Consider the following 18,215-nt stretch of genomic DNA (forward strand, 5'->3'; position numbering starts at 1 on the left):
TGACGCCGTGAAACGGTCCGGCATTCCGTCGATGATGTTGCTCCCGGAGCTCGATCCGCCGCCGAGAGAAGCTTCGATCGGCGCGTGAAAGCACACTACGTGCAGGAGTTGGACGTATATCGCGAAGCATTCCACCTGCAGCAGGAGATCTTCGCCGTTTCTCAGAAATGGCCAAAAGAAGAAACCTATTCGCTCATCGATCAGGTCCGTCGATCATCGCGCTCGGTTGGGGCGAACCTATCGGAAGCTTGGGCGAAACGCCGCTACCCGGCACATTTCCTCAGCAAGCTGACGGAGGCTGATGGCGAGCTTTCGGAAACCCGCCACTGGATCGCCACGGCACAAGCCTGCCGTTATTTGCAGGATAAAATCTCGGCTGCTTTGAGTTCGGATGCCGACCGTGTCGGCAAGCTGCTAGGCGCAATGATTCAAAAACACACGCTGTTCTGCCTTCCCTCAGCGGTCTGACCGCACCGCAGCGGCACGGCTTCGCAGCTTTACGGTTCACCGCTTCACCGCCTCACGGGTTCACCGCCTCACCGGTCGAGGGCGAAGCCCGAGACGCTGCGCACAAAGGCCTCCCGCGCCTGCATGTGGGGATTGTGACCGGAGCCGGCAATCGTTTCGATCTCGGCGCGCGGGAAGAACCGTCGGATCTCGCCGCGGTCGTCCGGCGACACATACGTCGACCGCTCACCCACAATGAACTTCGCTGGTCCGTCGTAGCGGTCGTCCGCACGCAGCGGACTCCGTTCCAGCACGGGCAACGCAGCCGTGAGTACGGGCAGATTGATTGCCCAGCGCCAACCGCCGCCTTCGCCGCGCTCCAGGTTGGTCGCGAGAAATTTCCTCATCGCCCAGTCGTCCACCCGCGCCTCGAATCGCAGCTCGGCCTCCGCGCGTGACTTCAGGTGCGCGAGATCGAGCTCGGTCATGGCGGCAAACTCCGCGCGGTGCCCGACCCAGTGGTAGTTCTTCGGTGCGATGTCCACGATCACCAGCCGCTCCACGCGCTGCGGCTGCCGGCAAGCCAGCAGCATCGCCGTCTTCCCGCCCATGCTGTGACCGAGCAACGTCGCCCGCTCGATCCCCTGCGCCTGCATCCAGCCGAGCACGTCGTCCCTCATCGCCTCGTAACTCATCTCGTCCGCATGCGGTGAGCTGCCGTGATTGCGCAGGTCCAGCGCGAACACATGAAAATACGCCGCTAGATCGCGCCCGGCCGTCTGCCAATTGCGCGACGAACCAAGCAGCCCGTGCAAAATCACCAGCGGCGGCTGACCCGCTCCGCCCAAGTCACGATGGAAGAGAGAAACCACGCCCTCACCCAACGCGGGAACCCGCGCCGCTGCAACCGCGGCGGCGTCCGCCGCCGCAGTTTCGGGTTCAGGGTTTCGGGTTCCAGCTGTAGGTCCGCTCGGTAAGCGAGCGCCCGTCCGGTGGCCAGGCTTGCAACCCGAATTCCAAACCCTGAGAGGTCACGCACTCAGTACGCCGTCTTCGGCGGAAACAGTACCTGGGCGAGCGTCCGCACGCTGATCTGCAGATCCAGCCAGAACGACCAGTGCGTGATGTAGTGCACATCCCAGGAGTGCCGCCGGCTCAGCATCTCCTTTTCCAAAATCTCCCCGCGATAGCCCATGCTCTGCGCGAGCCCGGTGATCCCCGGCTTCACGAGATGCCGGGTCCGGTAGGCTTTCGTCTGCAACCGGAATTCCTCGTCGAGCATCGGCATGTACGGCCGCGGGCCGACCACGCTCATCTCGCCGCGCAGCACATTCCAGAACTGCGGGAACTCATCGAGACTTCGCCGCCGCAGGAAACGGCCAAACGGGAAAATCCGCTCGTCATCGGGTCGCGCCTGTCGCGATTCCGCGGCTTCGTCGCCGGTATCCACATACATCGAGCGGAATTTCAGCATCGCAAAGGTGTTTCCACGCATGCCTCGGCGCTGCCGCACGTGAAACAGCGGCCCCGGCGCCTGCAGCCGCTGCATCAGCGCCACCCACACGCAGAGCGGCGGCAGGACCAGCACCGCCACCGGCAGCGCGATCGCCAGATCGAAGCCCCGCTTCAACAGCCGGTTCACCGGATCTTCCAGCGGCTCCTCCTGCAGCGTGTAGAAATGACGCCCCTCCTCCGTGATCGGGACCAGCGGATGCGTGGTGCGCTCCTCGATATTATTGTGAATCAGCAGCCGGCAGCCACGTTCCTGGCATTGGTCGATGATCTCGCGCGCGGCCGCATCGGTCGCCGGAAACTCCAACAGCACGAGCTGCGCAACGTCGCGTTCGCGCAGCATGCGCGACAGCTCCGCGACCCGGCCAAGCCACGGCACACCGCCCGGCGGCTCACCCGCAGGCGGATCGTCATCGGAGAGGACGCCCACGGGATGGATACCGAGCGGCTCCTTGTGCACGATCCAGTCGTTCAGCCGCGACAGCGAGCTCAGCCGGCCGATGAACAGCGTCGGCAGCCGCTGGCCCTTCGCGAACATGATTCGGGCCAGCAGCTGCGGCAGCCGGGCGTTCAGCAGCGTCAGTCCGAGCCAGCTCCAGACCAGAAAACTGCCGAGAAACAGCCGGCTGATGCTGCGATCCTGCGTCGCGAACATCATCGTGAACGTCAGCAACGCCATCAGCGCCGTCTGCCGGCCCGCCAGCCGCGCCGCATCGGTCCAGTTCAGCAAGTGAAACCGCGCCGCCAGCCGGGTGAGATCGCGCGAGGACAACAGCACGCCGCCAACCATGCAGAGGAAATACGGCAGCAGGTTGACCGAGCGGCTCAGCCGCACGAACGGCACGTGATAGATCACGTTCGCGTAGACCCAGAAAAACACGCCGATGAACAGCGTGATGGCGCCCGCGTGAAGATTGGCCAGGCCGCGCGCCCGGGTCGTGATCATGCGCCTCGTTATGCGGTCCGGCCGCAACCCGCGCAAGCGTCCGCGATGCCGCCCGCTGGCGCTTCGGCGACGGACGGCGCTACGCGCGGTCCGCTGCTTGAGCGGACTACGTCTACCGACATGGAACCGCGACGCCCTCGTCGCGGTTCGACGTGCCACGATTGTAGCCGGGGTCGCTGACCCCGGCGCGCGAACGCATCGCGCCCGCGACGCACCCTACTCCTTCACCGCAATCTCACGACTACATGAACCGACCCCAAAAAGAATCAGGCGGCGTCCGCCGTGATTTCGTCGACCCGCTCCGCCAAACCGAGCTGCTCCAGGTGCAGGAAAAGCGTGCAGGCATAGCTGTTCGGCAGCAGTTCAACGCCTTTCTCGCGCAGCTGACTCCAGAAACTCTTCTCGTCGCGCGCCGTCGTCACGGTATAGCGGCTCGGTCCGATTAGCTCGCACTCATGTGCCGCCTGGCCGACGGAACGCTTCTGCACGTGCCACTGGGCACCGCCGCAATCGAACTTGAACGGAAGATCGGCATGCAGGCGGTAGCGATACGCGGCAGGTCTCATTGCTCTCATATTCTCGACCGCAACCCGTTTTCGCTGAAACGCAGAAACCGCGTAATTTTACGCGGTCAGGCTGGCGACAAGGGCGGCTCTTGCTCTCCCCACAGGCGGTTCCTCCCGGTCGCGCCCTCCGCGCCTTCAGACGTACACCGACCCGACGCCGATGCCATTCGCACCCGCATGATCTCTGACTAATGCGAAGCCGCGGAGACCCGCCGCACGAACCTGGCGGCGGATCTTGAGCAAATTTCGCCGCGTTCCGCGCGTCCGGCCGCACATGCGCGACAGTGGAACCGCTGATCTTCGCAGCCCTATTCTGCCGAGCGCGCAGAATGTGCGTGCAACCCCGCAGCATTCGCATTTGACATCGCCGCCCCGCGGCTCCCGGGTTGCCCCCCACGTCCCGCCCGCCCTTTCACGGATGAAGCCCGAGGTTCTGCTGATCTTCCTGACACGGTTCCCCGAATGCACGCAGATGCTTGCCGGCATCACGCAATACCAGCGTTCGCAGGAGCTCTGGTCGGTGTTCCTTGATGACGAAGCACGCGCCGAGCGTGACCCTGCCTGGCTGCGCAGCAGGCGCTGGAAGGGTGTGATCAGCCGGCACACTACGCCCGTGCTCGCGAAAACCTGCGCGACGCTCGACATCCCCCTCGTCGACCTCAATGACTGTCCGCGTTTCCCCGGCGTGCCGAAGATCCGGCCCGACAACGTCACGATCGGTCATCTCGGCGCCGAGCATTTTCTCGAGCGCGGTTTCACTCACTTTGGCTTCTGCGGGTTCAGCGGCCAGGGCTGGGCCGAGGAACGCCGCGACGGTTTTCTCGAGGCCCTCCGCCTCGCGGGTCAAGACGCGGCCGTGTTGGAGGTGGACTACCCCGGCGAACTCACGCCGGCCTGGGACGCCCGGCAGACGGCCCGCCTCGTCCAGTGGGTGCAGCATCTCCCGAAACCTGCAGCCGTCATGGCCTGCAACGATCTTCGTGCGATCCAGCTGGTCCGCGCCGCGCAAACGACCGGGCTGCTGGTTCCGGAGGAAATCGCCGTCCTCGGCGCCAACAACGGTGTCGCCCGCTGTGAACTCGTCTACCCGCCGCTCTCCAGCGTCGCCGCCAATCCGTTTCAGTCCGGTCTGCGCGCCGCCGAATGGCTCGCGCAATTGATGGCTGGCCACCCGCTCGCGCGCGACGACGAGCGCATCGACCCCGTCGGCGTCGTCACCCGGCTGTCGACCGACATTCTCGCCATCAGCGACAAGCATGTGGCCGTGGCCTTGAGCTTCATCCGCGAGCACGCATGCCGCGGCATCACCGTGGACGAAGTGGTCACACACACGTTCGTGTCCCGCAGCTTGCTGGAGATGAAATTCCGACGGGTGCTGGGCCGGTCGCCGCAGGCGGAAATCCGCCGCACGCAGATGGCGAAGATCCGGCAGCTGCTGGTCGAGACCGATCTCCCGCTCAAGCAAATCGCCGAGGTCACCGGCTTCGAGCACACCGAGTATCTCTCAGTCGTGTTCAAGCGCTTTGCCGGCATCTCTCCCGGCGAATACCGCAAGCGCAGCCGGAGCGGCCGCTGAGCGCGGCTCCGCCGCGTTGTTAAAATCCTCAGTCGGGGCTGGAACAGAACTCATTGTTCCGCGCGGCAGCACGCGATAATCTGACGAGTGACCGGAGGGCACGATCGCCCTCTCTACTGACTACAAACTCCCGTTGCTCCCCACCGTGAAGACGTACCCCGTTCCACCGTCGCTGCGCGCTTTGGTCGCCGCGACCTTGCTCTCGACCAGCGGCTCGCTGGTCGCCCAATCCGCGCCCGGCACGTCCCCCGAAGTGGCCGACGACGAGCCTCTGGTGCTGTCGCCCTTTGTCGTGTCTTCCGAGCGCGACACGGGCTATCAGGCATCCTCGACGCTCGCCGGCACCCGGTTGCGCACCGAGTTGCGTGACGTCGGCGCCGCCGTCTCGGTCGTCACCTCGCAGTTTCTCGCCGACACCCAGTCGACCACGGCGAAGGACTTTCTCATCTATACCACCAACACCGAGGCCGGTGGCGCCGGCGGCAACTTCTCCGGCGTCTCATCCGGCAACTTCTCCAATCCGGAAGGCATGTTTGCATCGCCGCACCAGTCGACGCGCGTGCGCGGGCTGGCGGGCGCCGACCTGACGCGCGACTTCTTCCCCACGAACATCGCGATGGATTCCTACAACACCGAACGCGTCGACATCTCCCGCGGCGCGAATGCCATCCTGTTCGGCCTCGGCAGTCCCGCCGGCATCATCAACAACCAACTCAAGACCGCCGATCTGCGGAAGCCCGCCTACACGGTGCAGAACTCCGTAGGCCGCTTCGATTCGCACCGCGAGCTCGTCGACCTCAACCAGCCGCTCGTGCCGGGCACGCTCGCCCTCCGGATCATCGGGCTGAACGATCTCCGCAATTACCAGCAGGACCCCGCGTATGAACGCGACCGGCGCCTGTTCGCCTCCGTGAAGTTCGAACCGAAATGGCTGAAGAGCGGCTCCACCGAGTTCCTCGTCAGCTACGAGATGGGCGACCAGGACTCGAATCGCCCACGCGTGAACCCACCGCAGGACGGCCTCACCGTTTGGTATAGCGTGCTCGACAAGATCGCCCTCGACCCGACCGCCTACACCGTTCCCTCGGAGCCGCTCCTGGCCGCGCACCTCGCGCAGCCCGGCCGCTGGTATGGCCAGGTCGCCGCCGTCTTCACGGACCCGGCTTCCTCCGCGCAGGGCGGCAACGGCGTGCCAGCCTCCATGGTCAACAGCGTCAACACGGCCGGCGTGCCGTTCGGCACCTGGGTCGCCACCGGCGCCTACACTGCAATGGGCAACAATCCGAACTTTTTCCTGAACCGCCAGTATGCGCCCGCCGGACAGGCCTTCAGCGGACTCTGGAAGTACCAAGAAATCAGCGACCCGTCGATTTTCGACTTCTACAACCACCTCCTCGACGGCCCGAACAAATGGGAAGGCGCCGACTTTCGGGCGTTCAACGCCGTTGCCCGCCAGACCTTCTTTCACGACCGCGTCGGCCTCGAGCTCGTCTACGACGAGCAGAACTACGACCGCCGCAACTTCAATACGATCAGCTACGACGCCGCTACGCTGCTCGTCGACATGCAGACGAAGCTGATCGACGGCTCGCCCAATCCCAACTTCGGCCGGCCTTACGTCGCCTCCGACTCGGTCGGCAACAATCTCGGCCACACCGCCCGCGAATCCTACCGCGCCACCGCGTTCGCGGTCGCCGACTTCCGGCAGAAGGAAAACTTCCTCCGCTACCTCGGCCGCCACGTGTTCACCGGCGTTTACAGCGATCTCGACGTCTACACCCTCAACCGCACCTACAGCGGCTATGGCTACGAGCGCGACCTCAACGCCTACGCGAACAACAGCAGCGTGGTCACGTATCCGCAATACGCAGCCATCCACTACCTCGGGTCCTCCATCGCCGATCTGTCCTCCCCCGCCGGCGCTCATATCCAGCCGCTCACCGCCGTGCACACGCCGCAGCCGACTGCGACCGCCCTCGTCTTCGATGCCCGCACCAACCAGTGGGCTCATCCCACGGTGACCGTGCTCAACTCCGAGCACGACATCGACAAGCTCTATTCGAACGCCTCCAAGCAGAGTAACCGCACCAAGAGCTACTCCGCCGTCTGGCAGGCCTATCTGCTGAAGGATCTGCTCGTCGGCACCGTCGGCTGGCGCGAAGACGAATTTGCGCTCCGCGACGCCGGCGGCGCCAAGACCGTCGCCCAAACCGGCCAGACCAATCCGTTCGATCCCGCCTGGGTCCTGCCCGACGCGCCCACCATCTACGCGAAAGACGACACCGTCAGCTGGAGCGTCGTCGCGCATTCGCCGGAGTTCATCAACCGCCGGCTCCCTGCCGGCATGCGCGTGAGCCTCTCCTACAACGAATCGGAGAACTTCCGCCCGTCCGCCACGATCGCCGACGTCTATGGCCGCCCCTTCTCGCCGCCGTCCGGCTCGACCAAGGACTACGGCGTGACCTTCTCGTTCGCCGACAACAAATTCGTGCTGCGCGTCAACCGCTACGAAACCCGCCAAGCCAACGACGCCGCCACGTTCTACAACACGTACTGGCCCGGCAACGACGTCGTCCGCGCCATGAACGGCCTCCGCAGCAACGTCGTCAACGAGCACATCATCAACAAGTGGTTCGGCTTCCAGCCGGGCGATTCGCGCTACCTCCCCATCCGCGCGAGCCTCGACAACCCCGCGCAGGCGAACAATCCCAACCCCACGCTCACCGCCGCCGAGATCGCGTTTCGCAACGAATGGTTCAAGCAGCGCACCCGCGAGGAATGGCTGCGCCCTGTCGATCCCCTGCTCGCCAGCGCCTGGGACTTCAGGCAGCCGACCGCCGGCGGCAACTGGACCGCCACCCGCCCGCCAAACGTCGGCAACATCGCTGACACCGTGTCCCGCGGAATGGAGTTCGAGCTCACGTTCAATCCCCTGCGGAACTGGCGGATCACCGCCAATGCCGCGAAACAGGAGGCGCAGAAATCGAACGTCGGCGCCGATTTCCAGGAGTTCATCGCGGCCAACCTCCCGCTCTGGACCGACGGCGACGGCGTCCTCGCCAAGAATACGCGTTCGATGAACGGCTTCGAGGATATCCCCTACTACAGCAGCTTCACGGGCGCGATGCTCGGACGCGACGCGATCAACAACATGTATGTGCCCTATCTCAACGCACTCGCCGCCGAGGGCTCGCCCGTGCAGGAGATGCGCCGGTGGCGCTTCAATCTCGTCACGAACTACGATTTCCGCGAAGGCCGCCTGAAGGGCTTTGCGATCGGCGGCGCCGCCCGCTGGGGCGATCGCATCGCGATCGGTTTCCCCGTCAAGCAGAACGAGGCCGGCAAGTGGGTCTACGACGTCTCGCATCCCTACTACGGCGGCGAGGAGCTGAACTTCGATGCGTGGCTCCGTTACGGTCGCCGCATTCTGAACGGCAAAGTCGGCTGGTCGATCCAGCTCAATGTCCGCGATCTCTTCACGAGCAATGAACTGATCGCGATCTCGGCGCAGCCCTCCGGCATGACCGCCTCCGCCCGCATCCCGCAACCCAACCGCTGGACGCTCACGAACACCTTCACCTTTTAGGGTGTTAGTTAGGACTGGGAGCCGCGGCCCCAAAGGCTGCGGCTCCTTTTTTTTTGCGTGGCAGCGCCGTCGCGGGGGCTCGCCGAGCGAGCCTACCACCCGCAAGTCACGGCTACAGATTGTTGAAATGCTCCTGCCCGGATATTTCACCACCGCGCGACGTGCATTGTACATCCCATGCTCGAAGCGGCTTTGCGCCGCGATCCGGCGTCCGCGACATTTCCTCGCGGGGTAAAGCCGCTCCTACAGCGTCGCCCAATCGTCTGCGAAATACTCGCACCCGAGGCTGTCCGAAAACTCGGTTCCGGTGGGGCGGAGCGTCCTCGCCGAGCCGTTTCGACAAGCTCAAGGCGAGCCGTTCCGATGAGCTTGAGGCGGACCGTTTCGACAGGCTCGAAGTGAGCCGTTCCGAAAGGAGGGACCGCGGGGCTGTCGAGGGCCGCGGCGCAGCAGGGACGGTTCGCCCGACTGCATCAGGTCCACACAACAGATCGCCCTTTTTTAAATGACCGCTAGAACTTCGCCCGCACCGTTCCGCTCTCGGCCGGGTCGAACCGCACCTCGACGGGCCGCCCACCCGGCGGCACAAAGCGCACACGAAACTCCCGCCGGACGCGCTCCCCAGGGAACGGTTCGAAACGATACTCCATCGTGATCTCTCGCGCGCTCGCGATCCGCGAACGCACCTTGACCGAAAGCGTGCCATAGGCGGTCGGAAAATTCTCCAGCACGATCTCCTGCCCTTCCGCGAACCACTCGCCCGGCACCGTCGGCAGCAGTACGAGCCCGCCGTCGGGCAATCCGAACTCGTCCCGCGTTTCCGCGAGCAGCGCCTGACGAACCATCGTCAGCGCCGCACCTGCGCCCGAGCCCAGTGGCTCGGTGAAAGAAATCTGGCCGTCGAGATAACGATAGGCGTCATACATGCCGAAGCTCCACGGCGCCTCGCGCACGAGCTGCTCATACGCGCCGCGGTCCAGCCGGCCCGGGAAAAGCCCGGCAACCTCCGGGATCGCATGACTATTTCGGCTCGCCGCATGCAGGAAATACGACTGCAGCGCCGCGAGCGCCTGCGGCCTCGCCTGCACATCCTGCGCCGAACGGTCCAGCAATTCGCTGATGTAGCCGATCGCATACGCCGCATCCAAGCCCGTGTAGAACCGCGGCAGACCGGCCCACAGCCCGCCATGCGTCTCGGCGTAGCCGAACAACCAACGATTCGGCACGCCCGCGCGATCCGGGCTGCTGAACCGCAGCTCGAGAAACGACGGCGCGAACAGATTCCAATAGTTGCCGAGGCGCGAGCCGGTGAGCTGGTCATACGGTCCTTCGTTTCGTCCGCCGAGCGACGGCAGCTCCAGCGCCAGCGGCACGAACGGCGGCTCCGTGCCGCGATCAGCCACCTCGGCGATCACGTCCCCGATTCGCTTTCGCAGCCGCGCCGCCGCCGCATCGAGCTCGCCCGCGTCCGCCGCCGTTTCCGGCGAACCGAAACGTCGGAAAACGTCCGCCGTCTCCACCATGCCGCGCCAGCAGGCTGCCGTCGCATACAGGCTCGTGGCCGGGTCGCGCACGTCACCACCATAAATGTGTGGCGGCAGCAACCCACGCGTGAGCGGCGAGCGCGTCGCCGCGTTCTCCTCGCGCACGCGCTCCGTCCAGCGCGCGCCCTCGAGCAGCGCCGGGGCCATCGATTCCAGCCAGCTCGCATCGCGCGTGTAGCGGACGATCGCCGCCGCCGCGATTGCCGCCGCACCGTTGCGCGATTGGTGGTGAACGTTGGTTTTGTCCAGGTTCTCCGGCTCGAGCATGATCGCCGCCTGCCGTTTCGCCTCCTCGCCCCGACCCCAGAGCGCCAGCGCCATCGGCGGCCAGGCTTCCTCGATTCCGAAGTAGGCCTGGTAAAAGTAGGCACCGTAGCTCAGCCGCTCGCGACCCTGGTAACGCACACGCGCGATCGCCTCGATCTGGCTCAGCCAGGTATCGACGCGTTCCGTCCACGCGAGCGACGGCAGTCGCACTTGGGCGCCCGCCATCAGCCGGGGCAGCCAACCTCGGCGGAACTCGTCGAAGGCCCGCCGAAATTCCGCCGCCCCGAAGCCTGCGTCCGCCGCCGCCGCGTCGGTTTGTGGAGTCTGATGTGCACGCATCCGGTTTCATCCGGCTCGAAGGTCGCGAGCATCTCCACCGGCCCGAGCGGCTGCAGCTCGAACCGTTGCGCCGAGGAAAAGACCTCGTGGCCCCACTCGTCCACCACCTGCGCGTCAGCCCTGCGATACCCTGGCGCGAGCACGAAGAACGGGATCGGCGTCCGCTCGCGCGTCCGGTCGTCCCAGTGATGCACGTTCGGCCGGCGCCCCATCCCCAACGCGAGTCGCACGTCGTCGGACGCACCGCGCAGCTCGAAACGAACATGCACCCGCGCGACTGCATCCGCTCCGGCGCGCCACGAGAACAGCTGCTGCCGCACGACGATTTCGCCGCAGCGCCACTCGATCTCCCAGCACGGCAGCGTGCGACCATCGTCCGTCTTCAGGAAACTCGTGCGAGCCGACAGCGGGGCGGGACGGATGAGCCGCTCGCCGATCAACAGCGCCGGCGCGAACCAATGGTCCTCCTTGCCGCCGCCGGCCGCCTCGCGGCTTGGCCACGTGGTCAACCACTGCCCGTTCTGATACGCAAAACCGGGACTCGAATCGTTGAAGCTCGCCAGAAGCACTTTTTGGAAATCGAGCGGGAACGCCGCAGCCTCGAGTTCGGCCCACGACATTTCGCGCGCCAGGCCGGGCGGAATCACCGGGTCAACCAGGCTTTGCTGTTGGCGGCGAATCTCCGCGGGCGAAAACGAGATCGCGCGCACGTGTTCCGGCAGCGCAGCACCGAAATCGCCCGTCTCCACGAGACGGTATCTCGGGAGTTCGCCGAGTGCCTCGACGCGAACGCCGAGGACCTGATCCCAGAACGCGTCGCGCGCTCGCGGCGATTCGACGCCCACTTTCGCACCGGCGAGTTCTTCCGGCAGGCGCCACGTGACGGCCCAGAGTTGCTGAAACGGCGCGACCAGCTGCGACTTTTTCCCCCGCAGCTCGATCGCTTGGCCGCTGAGCGTCGTCATCCGCGCCGGCTCGTAGGAGTGATCGCCGAATCGAAGAAACGACACCTCGCCGCCGGGCGGCACCTCGATCTCGCCGGCCTGCTCGGTCAGCGCTACGCGCTGCAGCCACTCGCTGCCGGCAACGCTCGCGACCGACATCACCGCCAAGACCGCCGCCAACAAGCGTGGGCAGATCCAACCAGTCGAAGCCGTGTGCCACCTGTCGGGCGGGGTGTCCCGCCCCCGCCGGAGGTCGGATGCGGCGGAGTCAGGAGACTCCGCCCTGCATTCGACTGCACAGACCCGGCCTGAACGTGAAGGTCTCCGCACGGCTCTTCAGCTAATTCGGAACAGGGAACACTGTCGACGCCGCACGCCCGGCTACGGCACAACGTTGAAATCGCTGAATACCGCCCCGGCGGGCGCGGTTTCGTAGCTCCACCGCTCGGCGTCGTGTACCCGCACCAGGATGTTGCCAACCTCGGGGGTAAGCAGCGTCTCCCGGCAGCGGCCGTCATGCGCCTTCAGGTAAGTTTCGACATCGCGCCTGAAATGATCGGCAAACGCTGCCCGCGCATACACCGCCGGATTGGCCGACACCAGAAACAGCACCGCATCGGTGCGCCGGAGGTAGTTCACATTCACCGAACCGTGAAAATGATGGTTGGCATACACCACGTGGCTGCGGACGTGGTCGGGGAATCGTTCCATCATCGTGACCTGATTCTGGCCATAGGTGTCCGCTCCGTCGGTGTAGACGAAGCCGTGATAAGTGAGCTGCAGCGAAAGCGAGCGGGAGTTCTCCTCGTCACCAGACTCGTAGGCATTGAGGACGAACCAGGACACGCCGCCGAGTTCGAAGCTCTCGCCGGCGTGATAGCTTTTGTAGTCGTGCTCCGCACCGATGGTCACTGCCTTCCGCAGCGCCTCAAGTCCGCCGACGTGATCTTCGTGATAGTGCGTGATGAAGAGGTGATCGATGTGAGTAATGCCGTGCGCCGCCAGGAATGGAATGACGCGGGACACGCCGTATTCGGGCTTGCCGGCATCGATCATGGCAACCTGGCCGTCCGGCAGCCGGATGACCGTCGACTTGCCGTGATCCACGTCAAGCGTCGCGATGAGCAGCGGCGCGGCCAAGGAATCTGCCGACGCCCGCACCGGCACCCGAATCTCCGCGCCATCGGGGAATTCCAGTTGCATGCGATGCACACCGGGTTTCAGCAGCGCAAACGCCCCAGCGGGAATTGTCAGCTGCATCGCATCGTCAACGAACGCATACGGCCGGGCCGAGGCGTCGAGCCTCCGGCCGTCGATGCTCACGGCCGGCGCAGCATGACCATTGCGCCGGAGCAGGAAAACCAGATCGCGGGGCCGACGCAGATCCACCCGAGCCTCGCGCGGGGAAATCACCGGCAGTTCATAACGCGGCCGGGGTTCGGCGTAGGGCTGCGAGGTGAAGCGCAGCCGGTCGAGCGTGACCTCCGCCTCGACCGCCTCGAATGCGAGGGTATTCGAGCCGGCGACGAGCGGCACGATGACCTGGCTTTCATACCAATCGCCAAACGTCGCCGCCAGGCCGATGCCACGAGACACGTTGTTCACCGCGAACTCCGCATAGGTCGAATTACGCTGGGTGCGATAGCCCAGGTTCAATTCGTAGCGCCCGGCCAGCGCCGACGTCACCGACCAGGTCACCCGCCCCTTCGGCATCACTCGGACGGCGTTGCCGCCGGCGGCGTTGGCGTCAGCGACGCACTCCGCCGGCCCGGCTACCTCACCCGTTTCCGCCTCGATCACGCGCGGCAATCCAGCGTCGTCGGCTTGGGCGCAGAACACATTCACGATCATTGCGACGAGCGCCAATGGCCGCTTCATGGGAACAGGACCCCGCTTTGGTGCCGCCGAGTGCAATCGCCCGGCCCGGCGACAGGCGGCAGGATCATGCCGGAACGGAAACGCGAATTTTTCATAGGGAAGAGCGTCGAGAGTGATCGGAGGTGAAGACGAAGCCCCGTCTTCCGATCCGGCCGCGATGCCGAGGCGTTGTCAAACGGGTCGGGGACGAGAGGGAGAAGCGCCGTCACTGTGCCGCCAGTGTACGCGGCGCCCGCCGTCCTCGCGATGAGAACGAGATTTTCCGAGTTGAGACCTATTCCAACGCTGGCTCCGTGATCGGCCATCCGAGGAAAGGACGGGATCGAGTCGCCGCACCCCGGACTACGCCCGAAATGTCCGTAATGCGCCCGTTTGCCCATACGTCCCTTGTAATGCTTCGCACCACCTGCAGGGACAAGCCTCGCCCTAGCCCGGATCTTTCACGAACTTCGTGAAAGATCCGCCCTTCGGGCCGACTTTGTCGGGGCTAAATTGCCGCCCCGACAAGTCGGGGCTCCGCCGCAGGCGGACGGAAATTTCGAGCACATGAATACTCTCGTTCATGAAATTTCCGGGCCAAGGACCGGGGTCCGGCGGCTCAGCGCGGGGCGGCGACCTCGGCAAACCAGCGGAGCGCTTGCTCGACGTGTTCGGGGCTGAGCTCGTGCCTCCCGGCGAAACGCTCGTGTCGCAGCCGCGTGAAGCCGCTGCTGCGGAGGCGCCAAGCGACGTCCTCGACCTGTTCGCGGGTGGCGATCGGATCGTCCCGGCCGCCGCTCAGGAAAACGGGGATGCTGAGAAACTGCGCTCGGGTGCGGTCGGTCCTGAAGAAGCGGAGCACCTCCGACATCGTGGCCTCGTTGCAGCCGCCCTGGAAAACGCCAATCGGCGGACGACCCAAGTCGGTGGCCATCGCAGCAAGCGTGGCGGAGCGTTTGGCGCCGCCGGAGAAGCCGCCGAAGGCGCGCGGCCATTCCGGAAGGTGCGCCCATTCCAACTGAAGTCGTCCGATCGCGGCGATGAGCAGCGCGTAGCGGAGCGTGTGCGTCTCTTCATCGCGGTCGCTGGTGGGATCGGCGGCGATGACGATCCAGCCGGCCTTGAGCGCCGGCGTCATGAACCGGCGCAACAGTCGGCGACTCGAGTTGTAGCCGGGATCGGACGTCGCGCTCACGAGCAGCACCGGCCACGGGCGATGCGGATCGAAATTCTCCGGTACGGCGACGGCGGCAAGCGCGCCAGTGGAAGCGCAGAGCTTCTTCTTGGAGCTCGCGAATTCGCGCAACTGGGGCGTGAACGGCGCGTCGAATTCGACGTAGCTTCCGGGAGTGATGATCAGAGGTGCTTCGCCGGCGACGAGGGGCACCAAGCCGAGGCCGAACGCGAAAAAGGCGACGGACGCGCGGCGCAGTCGAGGCCACAAGCTGAGGCTCATGCCCGTGAAACACCGCGCTCAAGGACATCCCTCTCGTTACGCATTGCCGCAAAAACGCGCAGAAGGCGCAAAGACGACCTCATTCTCCGCGCGTTTTGTGCCACTATCCTTGAGAATGTCGGTCCCCTCCGTGCATTCGTTTCGACGAAGATCGCACAGGAGCGAGCAGAGGTAGCGGAGGAGCGTACTCATCTCAAAAAAACTCCGCTCCCTCTGCGGCCTTCTGTGGAAGGACGGTTCTGTAAGCAGCCACGCTGCGTCGCCCGCGTGAGACAGGTGCCAGCATTCTCGTCCGACGAACTGCGCGACCCAGAACGTGGCGTTCGTGATCGGCCTGACCTGCAGCGCCCACTGCTCTCCCAGAAAGTCGAACCGCACCGGGAACGTAGCGGCTGGAAACCGATAGATCAGCGTCGGGCGGTTCATACGCCCACGAGCCTACCACCCCCGGTGGGTCAACCGCCGTCCCACCGTCAGCGATTTCCGACCGTTCCGGCGCCCGGTAGGGCCGTGTTCGATGCCCGAGTGCGGCCGCATCAGCGGTCGGGAAACCTCCCATTGTTGAAACAAACGGGTCGACTCTGGAGTGCCACTGTTTACGAAACCTACTGTTTCAACCATTGGCTCACCACTACTGGTAGCCGAAAGAAGAAATGCGTGCGGTCGCGATAAGGTGCGTTCGAGTCTATCAAGCTGCGGCGCCGTCGAGCTTACGGCGCTCGTGTCTTTTCACGCCGAGTTGCTCCGACTACATGATTCAAGCGATCGAGAAGCGAGGCGTCGTGCGCGGAGTGGTTGCCGGCTTGCGGCGCGTGTGTCGCTGTCGTCAGCCGAATGGCGGAGTCGATTTTCCGTAGTCCAGCCATGAAATACGAATACAAGGTCGTCCCGTTCATCGGGCGCATTCAGAGTGGCCAAGGGGCCGATATCGCTGCTCAGCAGCTTCAGTCAGTGATCTCCCAGCACGCGACCGGCGGATGGGAGCTCGTCCAACTCGGAGACGTGAACATCGAAGTTAAGCCCGGATGTTTGGCAGGCCTCTTCGGAAGTGGCGTCACCTATGTTAGGTTTGACCAGTTGATCTTTAGGCGTGCGTCCTGAAACGGCTCAACCAGTAGGCACAGACAACGACCGGGCTGCGCCCGCTCGTGTCTGACCTCAATCGTCTCGGCCAGAACTTATGTCCCTCGATGTAATCTCTCTGTTTGCCGGGGCCGGAACCGGCGTGCTCGGCGCATTGGTTGGCGCGTGGGCAACGGTGCGCCTCGGATTTGGTTTTCAGCAGCGCCTTCAAGAAGATCAGCAGCAGTTCCAGAAGAAGTTGCTCGATGAGCAGCTGGCATTTCAGGCGAAGCTACTTGAGCAGCAGTTGGAATTCGAGAAAGGCTTATCGGCGCAAGGCGAAGAAGAGATGAAGAAGCGGCACGCGCAGATGTCGGAGATAATTACGTACCTCCGGGACACGTTGAATACGAAGATTGGTTTCGTGAGCGGCCACCTCTCATCAATCGCCGCACGGCTGGACGAAATCGCTAAGAAAAAGTAGGGCGATGAGCCTGCCGAACCATCCGGCACAGCCGACGGCGTGGAGCGTCACGTATCCGGTGGTTCATCGTTAACGTTCGGCAAAGAAGATGACACCTGAAGAACTCGAAGACGCGCAACTGCTCTGGAAGGCCTCCTATGCAAGCGAGGTGTTTCGGAAGGTTCAGGCGACGTGTCAGCATGTGGTCGACAGCAAGATGGAGACTTCGAACCCTCTGTATTACCCGCTGATCGTCTCGATCTACGTCCTCTACGGTCGCCCATTCAAAAAGTCGCGTGATGTTGGGCGCATACCTGAAAATGTAGTTCCTGCGGATTTGATGGAGCTTCACCGTTCGCTCCTGCGGCACAGAGATACTGTTTTCGCGCACACAGATGCCGACGCAGATCAGATCGACGGCTTGGGTGAGCTGAATCAGGTGCGTTTCTGGGTCACGCCTGAGCGAGTGCACATCTTCTCTACCGAGTTTCGCGCGAGACCACCGCTGTTGCCCGATATAATCAGGTTGGCGAAAATCCTCGAAGACAAGATGGAGTATCATACCAGTCGGCTAATGCGGAAGCACATCGATAGTGTTCCGAATCGCTTGGGTCAGTTTCGAATCAATGTGCGAGGCCTGGATCAGGAGTTCGTAACAGAAGTTCCTCCGCACATACCATGAAGAATCCAGCCGGCACACCCAACGCGGCCAGTCGTCCGTTCTGGCATAGCTGATTTCCATTCGTGCCCGCGCGCCTATTCCGGGCCGCGTGGCTGACCTCAACGTTCGGCAGAATTTTATGGGCGCTCTAAAAGATATCGTTGATTTGACCAAGGACCTCGAATCGCGTGCGAAGGATCGCCGCGATATGGAAATCATCCACAAGATTCAGTCGCTCGCGTTCTCGTTTCAGTCCAATTACGCGGACATGGTCGAGCGTGATGTTCAGCTCGTGCAGGAGAATGCGGAGCTCAAGAAGAAGTTGGCGGAAGCACAAGCAGAGGAGGTCAGGATTCATCGTTCGATCGAGTTCCGAAAAGGGCCTCGCACCGGCAACCGATGGGCCGCCTTTTGTCCGAAGTGCCACATGCCGGCCGACACGCCTTCCTTGGGTGTTTACATCGAGTGCACGGCGCAGTGCGGCTGGACTTCCAGTGTTAAGCACCTGGAATTCTCGCGAGTTTTGGCGGAACTCGGATGAAAAACGAGCCGAACAGGTCGGCAGGCCCGATGCCTTTCCCAAACCTTTGTCGTTGTCAGCATTTTGGGCTCGGCGCTTCTCAAATCCGCCGCTTCGCCTATTAGGCACGCAACCGATTGATTTTCGGGCTCGTTAGCGCTGATCCGGGCAGTTTCGGCCATTTCTCAAACCTGCCGGCAATCATCATTTCTTCGAAAAATGGCGGAGAGGGAGGGATTCGAACCCCCGGTGAGCTTGCGCCCACAGCGGTTTTCAAGACCGCCGCAATAGACCACTCTGCCACCTCTCCGGCGGAATCGCCTTCCACGGTCCGCGAATCCCCGCACGTGTCCAGCCCGGAGTGACGGCGACCGGGCGCGTCGCGCCCGGCCGCAAGTAACAAGGGACAAGGAGCAAGTAACAGGTTCTGACCGCGTCCTGTCCGTGTGTTCGGTGTGTTCCGTGGGCC

16 protein-coding genes and 1 tRNA gene are annotated in these 18,215 nt (G+C 63.9%); 8 read left to right on the forward strand and 9 right to left on the reverse strand.

The genetic code is table 11. From position 1 onward, the window contains the following. Positions 1-84 precede the first annotated feature (84 nt). Complete coding sequence (locus OTER_RS19005) at positions 85-468, forward strand: four helix bundle protein (RefSeq protein WP_012376565.1); 384 nt, start codon at positions 85-87, stop codon at positions 466-468. Positions 469-536: 68 nt separating this feature from the next. On the opposite strand, the gene OTER_RS19010 is transcribed toward OTER_RS19005, so the two are convergent. The 3 genes from OTER_RS19010 to OTER_RS19020 form a co-directional block, all read right to left on the reverse strand. Further along, positions 537-1,319 carry an alpha/beta fold hydrolase gene (locus OTER_RS19010; protein WP_012376566.1) on the reverse strand — a complete coding sequence of 261 codons (783 nt, stop codon included), beginning with the start codon at positions 1,317-1,319 and terminating at the stop codon, positions 537-539. Between the two features lie 167 nt (positions 1,320-1,486). After that, positions 1,487-2,905 carry an exopolysaccharide biosynthesis polyprenyl glycosylphosphotransferase gene (locus OTER_RS19015; RefSeq protein WP_012376567.1) on the reverse strand — a complete coding sequence of 473 codons (1,419 nt, stop codon included), beginning with the start codon at positions 2,903-2,905 and terminating at the stop codon, positions 1,487-1,489. 266 nt (positions 2,906-3,171) lie between these two features. Further along, on the reverse strand, positions 3,172-3,471 hold the full coding sequence (locus tag OTER_RS19020; protein WP_044891890.1) for a hypothetical protein: 300 nt from the start codon (positions 3,469-3,471) through the stop codon (positions 3,172-3,174). Between the two features lie 418 nt (positions 3,472-3,889). Here OTER_RS19020 and OTER_RS19025 point away from each other — a divergent pair, with 418 nt between their 5' ends. Both OTER_RS19025 and OTER_RS19030 read left to right on the forward strand, forming a co-directional pair. Next, a complete protein-coding gene (locus tag OTER_RS19025; protein WP_012376569.1) occupies positions 3,890-5,047 on the forward strand; it encodes a XylR family transcriptional regulator in 1,158 nt (385 codons plus the stop codon). Positions 5,048-5,192: 145 nt separating this feature from the next. Then, positions 5,193-8,633 carry a TonB-dependent receptor plug domain-containing protein gene (locus OTER_RS19030; protein WP_012376570.1) on the forward strand — a complete coding sequence of 1,147 codons (3,441 nt, stop codon included), beginning with the start codon at positions 5,193-5,195 and terminating at the stop codon, positions 8,631-8,633. Between the two features lie 512 nt (positions 8,634-9,145). Here OTER_RS19030 and OTER_RS19035 read toward each other — a convergent pair. The 5 genes from OTER_RS19035 to OTER_RS26725 form a co-directional block, all read right to left on the reverse strand. Beyond that, positions 9,146-10,669, reverse strand: coding sequence for a hypothetical protein (locus OTER_RS19035; protein ID WP_012376571.1), 1,524 nt, complete (start codon positions 10,667-10,669; stop codon positions 9,146-9,148). Further along, entirely contained in the window at positions 10,669-11,910 is a 1,242-nt protein-coding gene (locus OTER_RS19040; RefSeq protein WP_148218183.1) for a hypothetical protein, read from the reverse strand. The genes OTER_RS19035 and OTER_RS19040 overlap by 1 nt, the downstream gene beginning before the upstream one ends. Before the next feature lie 198 nt (positions 11,911-12,108). Beyond that, positions 12,109-13,605: an MBL fold metallo-hydrolase gene (locus tag OTER_RS19045; RefSeq protein ID WP_012376573.1), complete on the reverse strand. Its 1,497-nt coding sequence runs from the start codon at positions 13,603-13,605 to the stop codon at positions 12,109-12,111. 598 nt (positions 13,606-14,203) lie between these two features. Beyond that, positions 14,204-15,040 carry an alpha/beta hydrolase gene (locus OTER_RS19050; RefSeq protein WP_012376575.1) on the reverse strand — a complete coding sequence of 279 codons (837 nt, stop codon included), beginning with the start codon at positions 15,038-15,040 and terminating at the stop codon, positions 14,204-14,206. 36 nt (positions 15,041-15,076) lie between these two features. After that, positions 15,077-15,466 carry a hypothetical protein gene (locus OTER_RS26725; protein ID WP_012376576.1) on the reverse strand — a complete coding sequence of 130 codons (390 nt, stop codon included), beginning with the start codon at positions 15,464-15,466 and terminating at the stop codon, positions 15,077-15,079. 227 nt (positions 15,467-15,693) lie between these two features. On the opposite strand from OTER_RS26725, the gene yidD reads away from it, so the two are divergent. The 5 genes from yidD to OTER_RS19075 all read left to right on the forward strand — a co-directional run bounded on the left by yidD (position 15,694) and on the right by OTER_RS19075 (position 17,767). Then, positions 15,694-15,897, forward strand: coding sequence for a membrane protein insertion efficiency factor YidD (gene yidD / locus OTER_RS26955; RefSeq protein WP_083767790.1), 204 nt, complete (start codon positions 15,694-15,696; stop codon positions 15,895-15,897). Positions 15,898-15,904: 7 nt separating this feature from the next. Then, positions 15,905-16,141 (forward strand): DUF4177 domain-containing protein, encoded by a 237-nt coding sequence (locus OTER_RS19060; RefSeq protein ID WP_012376577.1) that lies wholly within the window; start codon positions 15,905-15,907, stop codon positions 16,139-16,141. 79 nt (positions 16,142-16,220) lie between these two features. Continuing rightward, positions 16,221-16,586, forward strand: a complete 366-nt coding sequence (locus OTER_RS19065) for a hypothetical protein (RefSeq protein WP_012376578.1) — start codon at positions 16,221-16,223, stop codon at positions 16,584-16,586. 88 nt (positions 16,587-16,674) lie between these two features. After that, complete coding sequence (locus OTER_RS19070; protein WP_012376579.1) at positions 16,675-17,247, forward strand: hypothetical protein; 573 nt, start codon at positions 16,675-16,677, stop codon at positions 17,245-17,247. 88 nt (positions 17,248-17,335) lie between these two features. Then, on the forward strand, positions 17,336-17,767 hold the full coding sequence (locus OTER_RS19075; protein ID WP_044891892.1) for a hypothetical protein: 432 nt from the start codon (positions 17,336-17,338) through the stop codon (positions 17,765-17,767). Between the two features lie 199 nt (positions 17,768-17,966). Here OTER_RS19075 and OTER_RS19080 read toward each other — a convergent pair. Then, positions 17,967-18,056 (reverse strand) — tRNA-Ser (locus OTER_RS19080). Positions 18,057-18,215 lie beyond the last annotated feature (159 nt).

The organism is Opitutus terrae PB90-1, from assembly GCF_000019965.1.
GTDB classification, from domain to species: domain Bacteria; phylum Verrucomicrobiota; class Verrucomicrobiia; order Opitutales; family Opitutaceae; genus Opitutus; species Opitutus terrae.

Excerpts from the sequence above, each read along its gene's own strand:
- OTER_RS19025 (WP_012376569.1), top strand. The coding sequence starts at position 3,890 with ATGAAGCCCGAGGTTCTGCTGATCTTCCTGACACGGTTCCCCGAATGC.
- OTER_RS19070 (WP_012376579.1), top strand. The coding sequence starts at position 16,675 with ATGACACCTGAAGAACTCGAAGACGCGCAACTGCTCTGGAAGGCCTCC.
- OTER_RS19020 (WP_044891890.1), bottom strand. The coding sequence starts at position 3,471 with ATGAGACCTGCCGCGTATCGCTACCGCCTGCATGCCGATCTTCCGTTC.
- yidD (WP_083767790.1), top strand. The coding sequence starts at position 15,694 with ATGCGTGCGGTCGCGATAAGGTGCGTTCGAGTCTATCAAGCTGCGGCG.
- OTER_RS19060 (WP_012376577.1), top strand. The coding sequence starts at position 15,905 with ATGAAATACGAATACAAGGTCGTCCCGTTCATCGGGCGCATTCAGAGT.
- OTER_RS19050 (WP_012376575.1), bottom strand. The coding sequence starts at position 15,040 with ATGAGCCTCAGCTTGTGGCCTCGACTGCGCCGCGCGTCCGTCGCCTTT.
- OTER_RS19015 (WP_012376567.1), bottom strand. The coding sequence starts at position 2,905 with ATGATCACGACCCGGGCGCGCGGCCTGGCCAATCTTCACGCGGGCGCC.
- OTER_RS19035 (WP_012376571.1), bottom strand. The coding sequence starts at position 10,669 with ATGGCGGGCGCCCAAGTGCGACTGCCGTCGCTCGCGTGGACGGAACGC.
- OTER_RS26725 (WP_012376576.1), bottom strand. The coding sequence starts at position 15,466 with ATGAACCGCCCGACGCTGATCTATCGGTTTCCAGCCGCTACGTTCCCG.
- OTER_RS19045 (WP_012376573.1), bottom strand. The coding sequence starts at position 13,605 with ATGAAGCGGCCATTGGCGCTCGTCGCAATGATCGTGAATGTGTTCTGC.
- OTER_RS19065 (WP_012376578.1), top strand. The coding sequence starts at position 16,221 with ATGTCCCTCGATGTAATCTCTCTGTTTGCCGGGGCCGGAACCGGCGTG.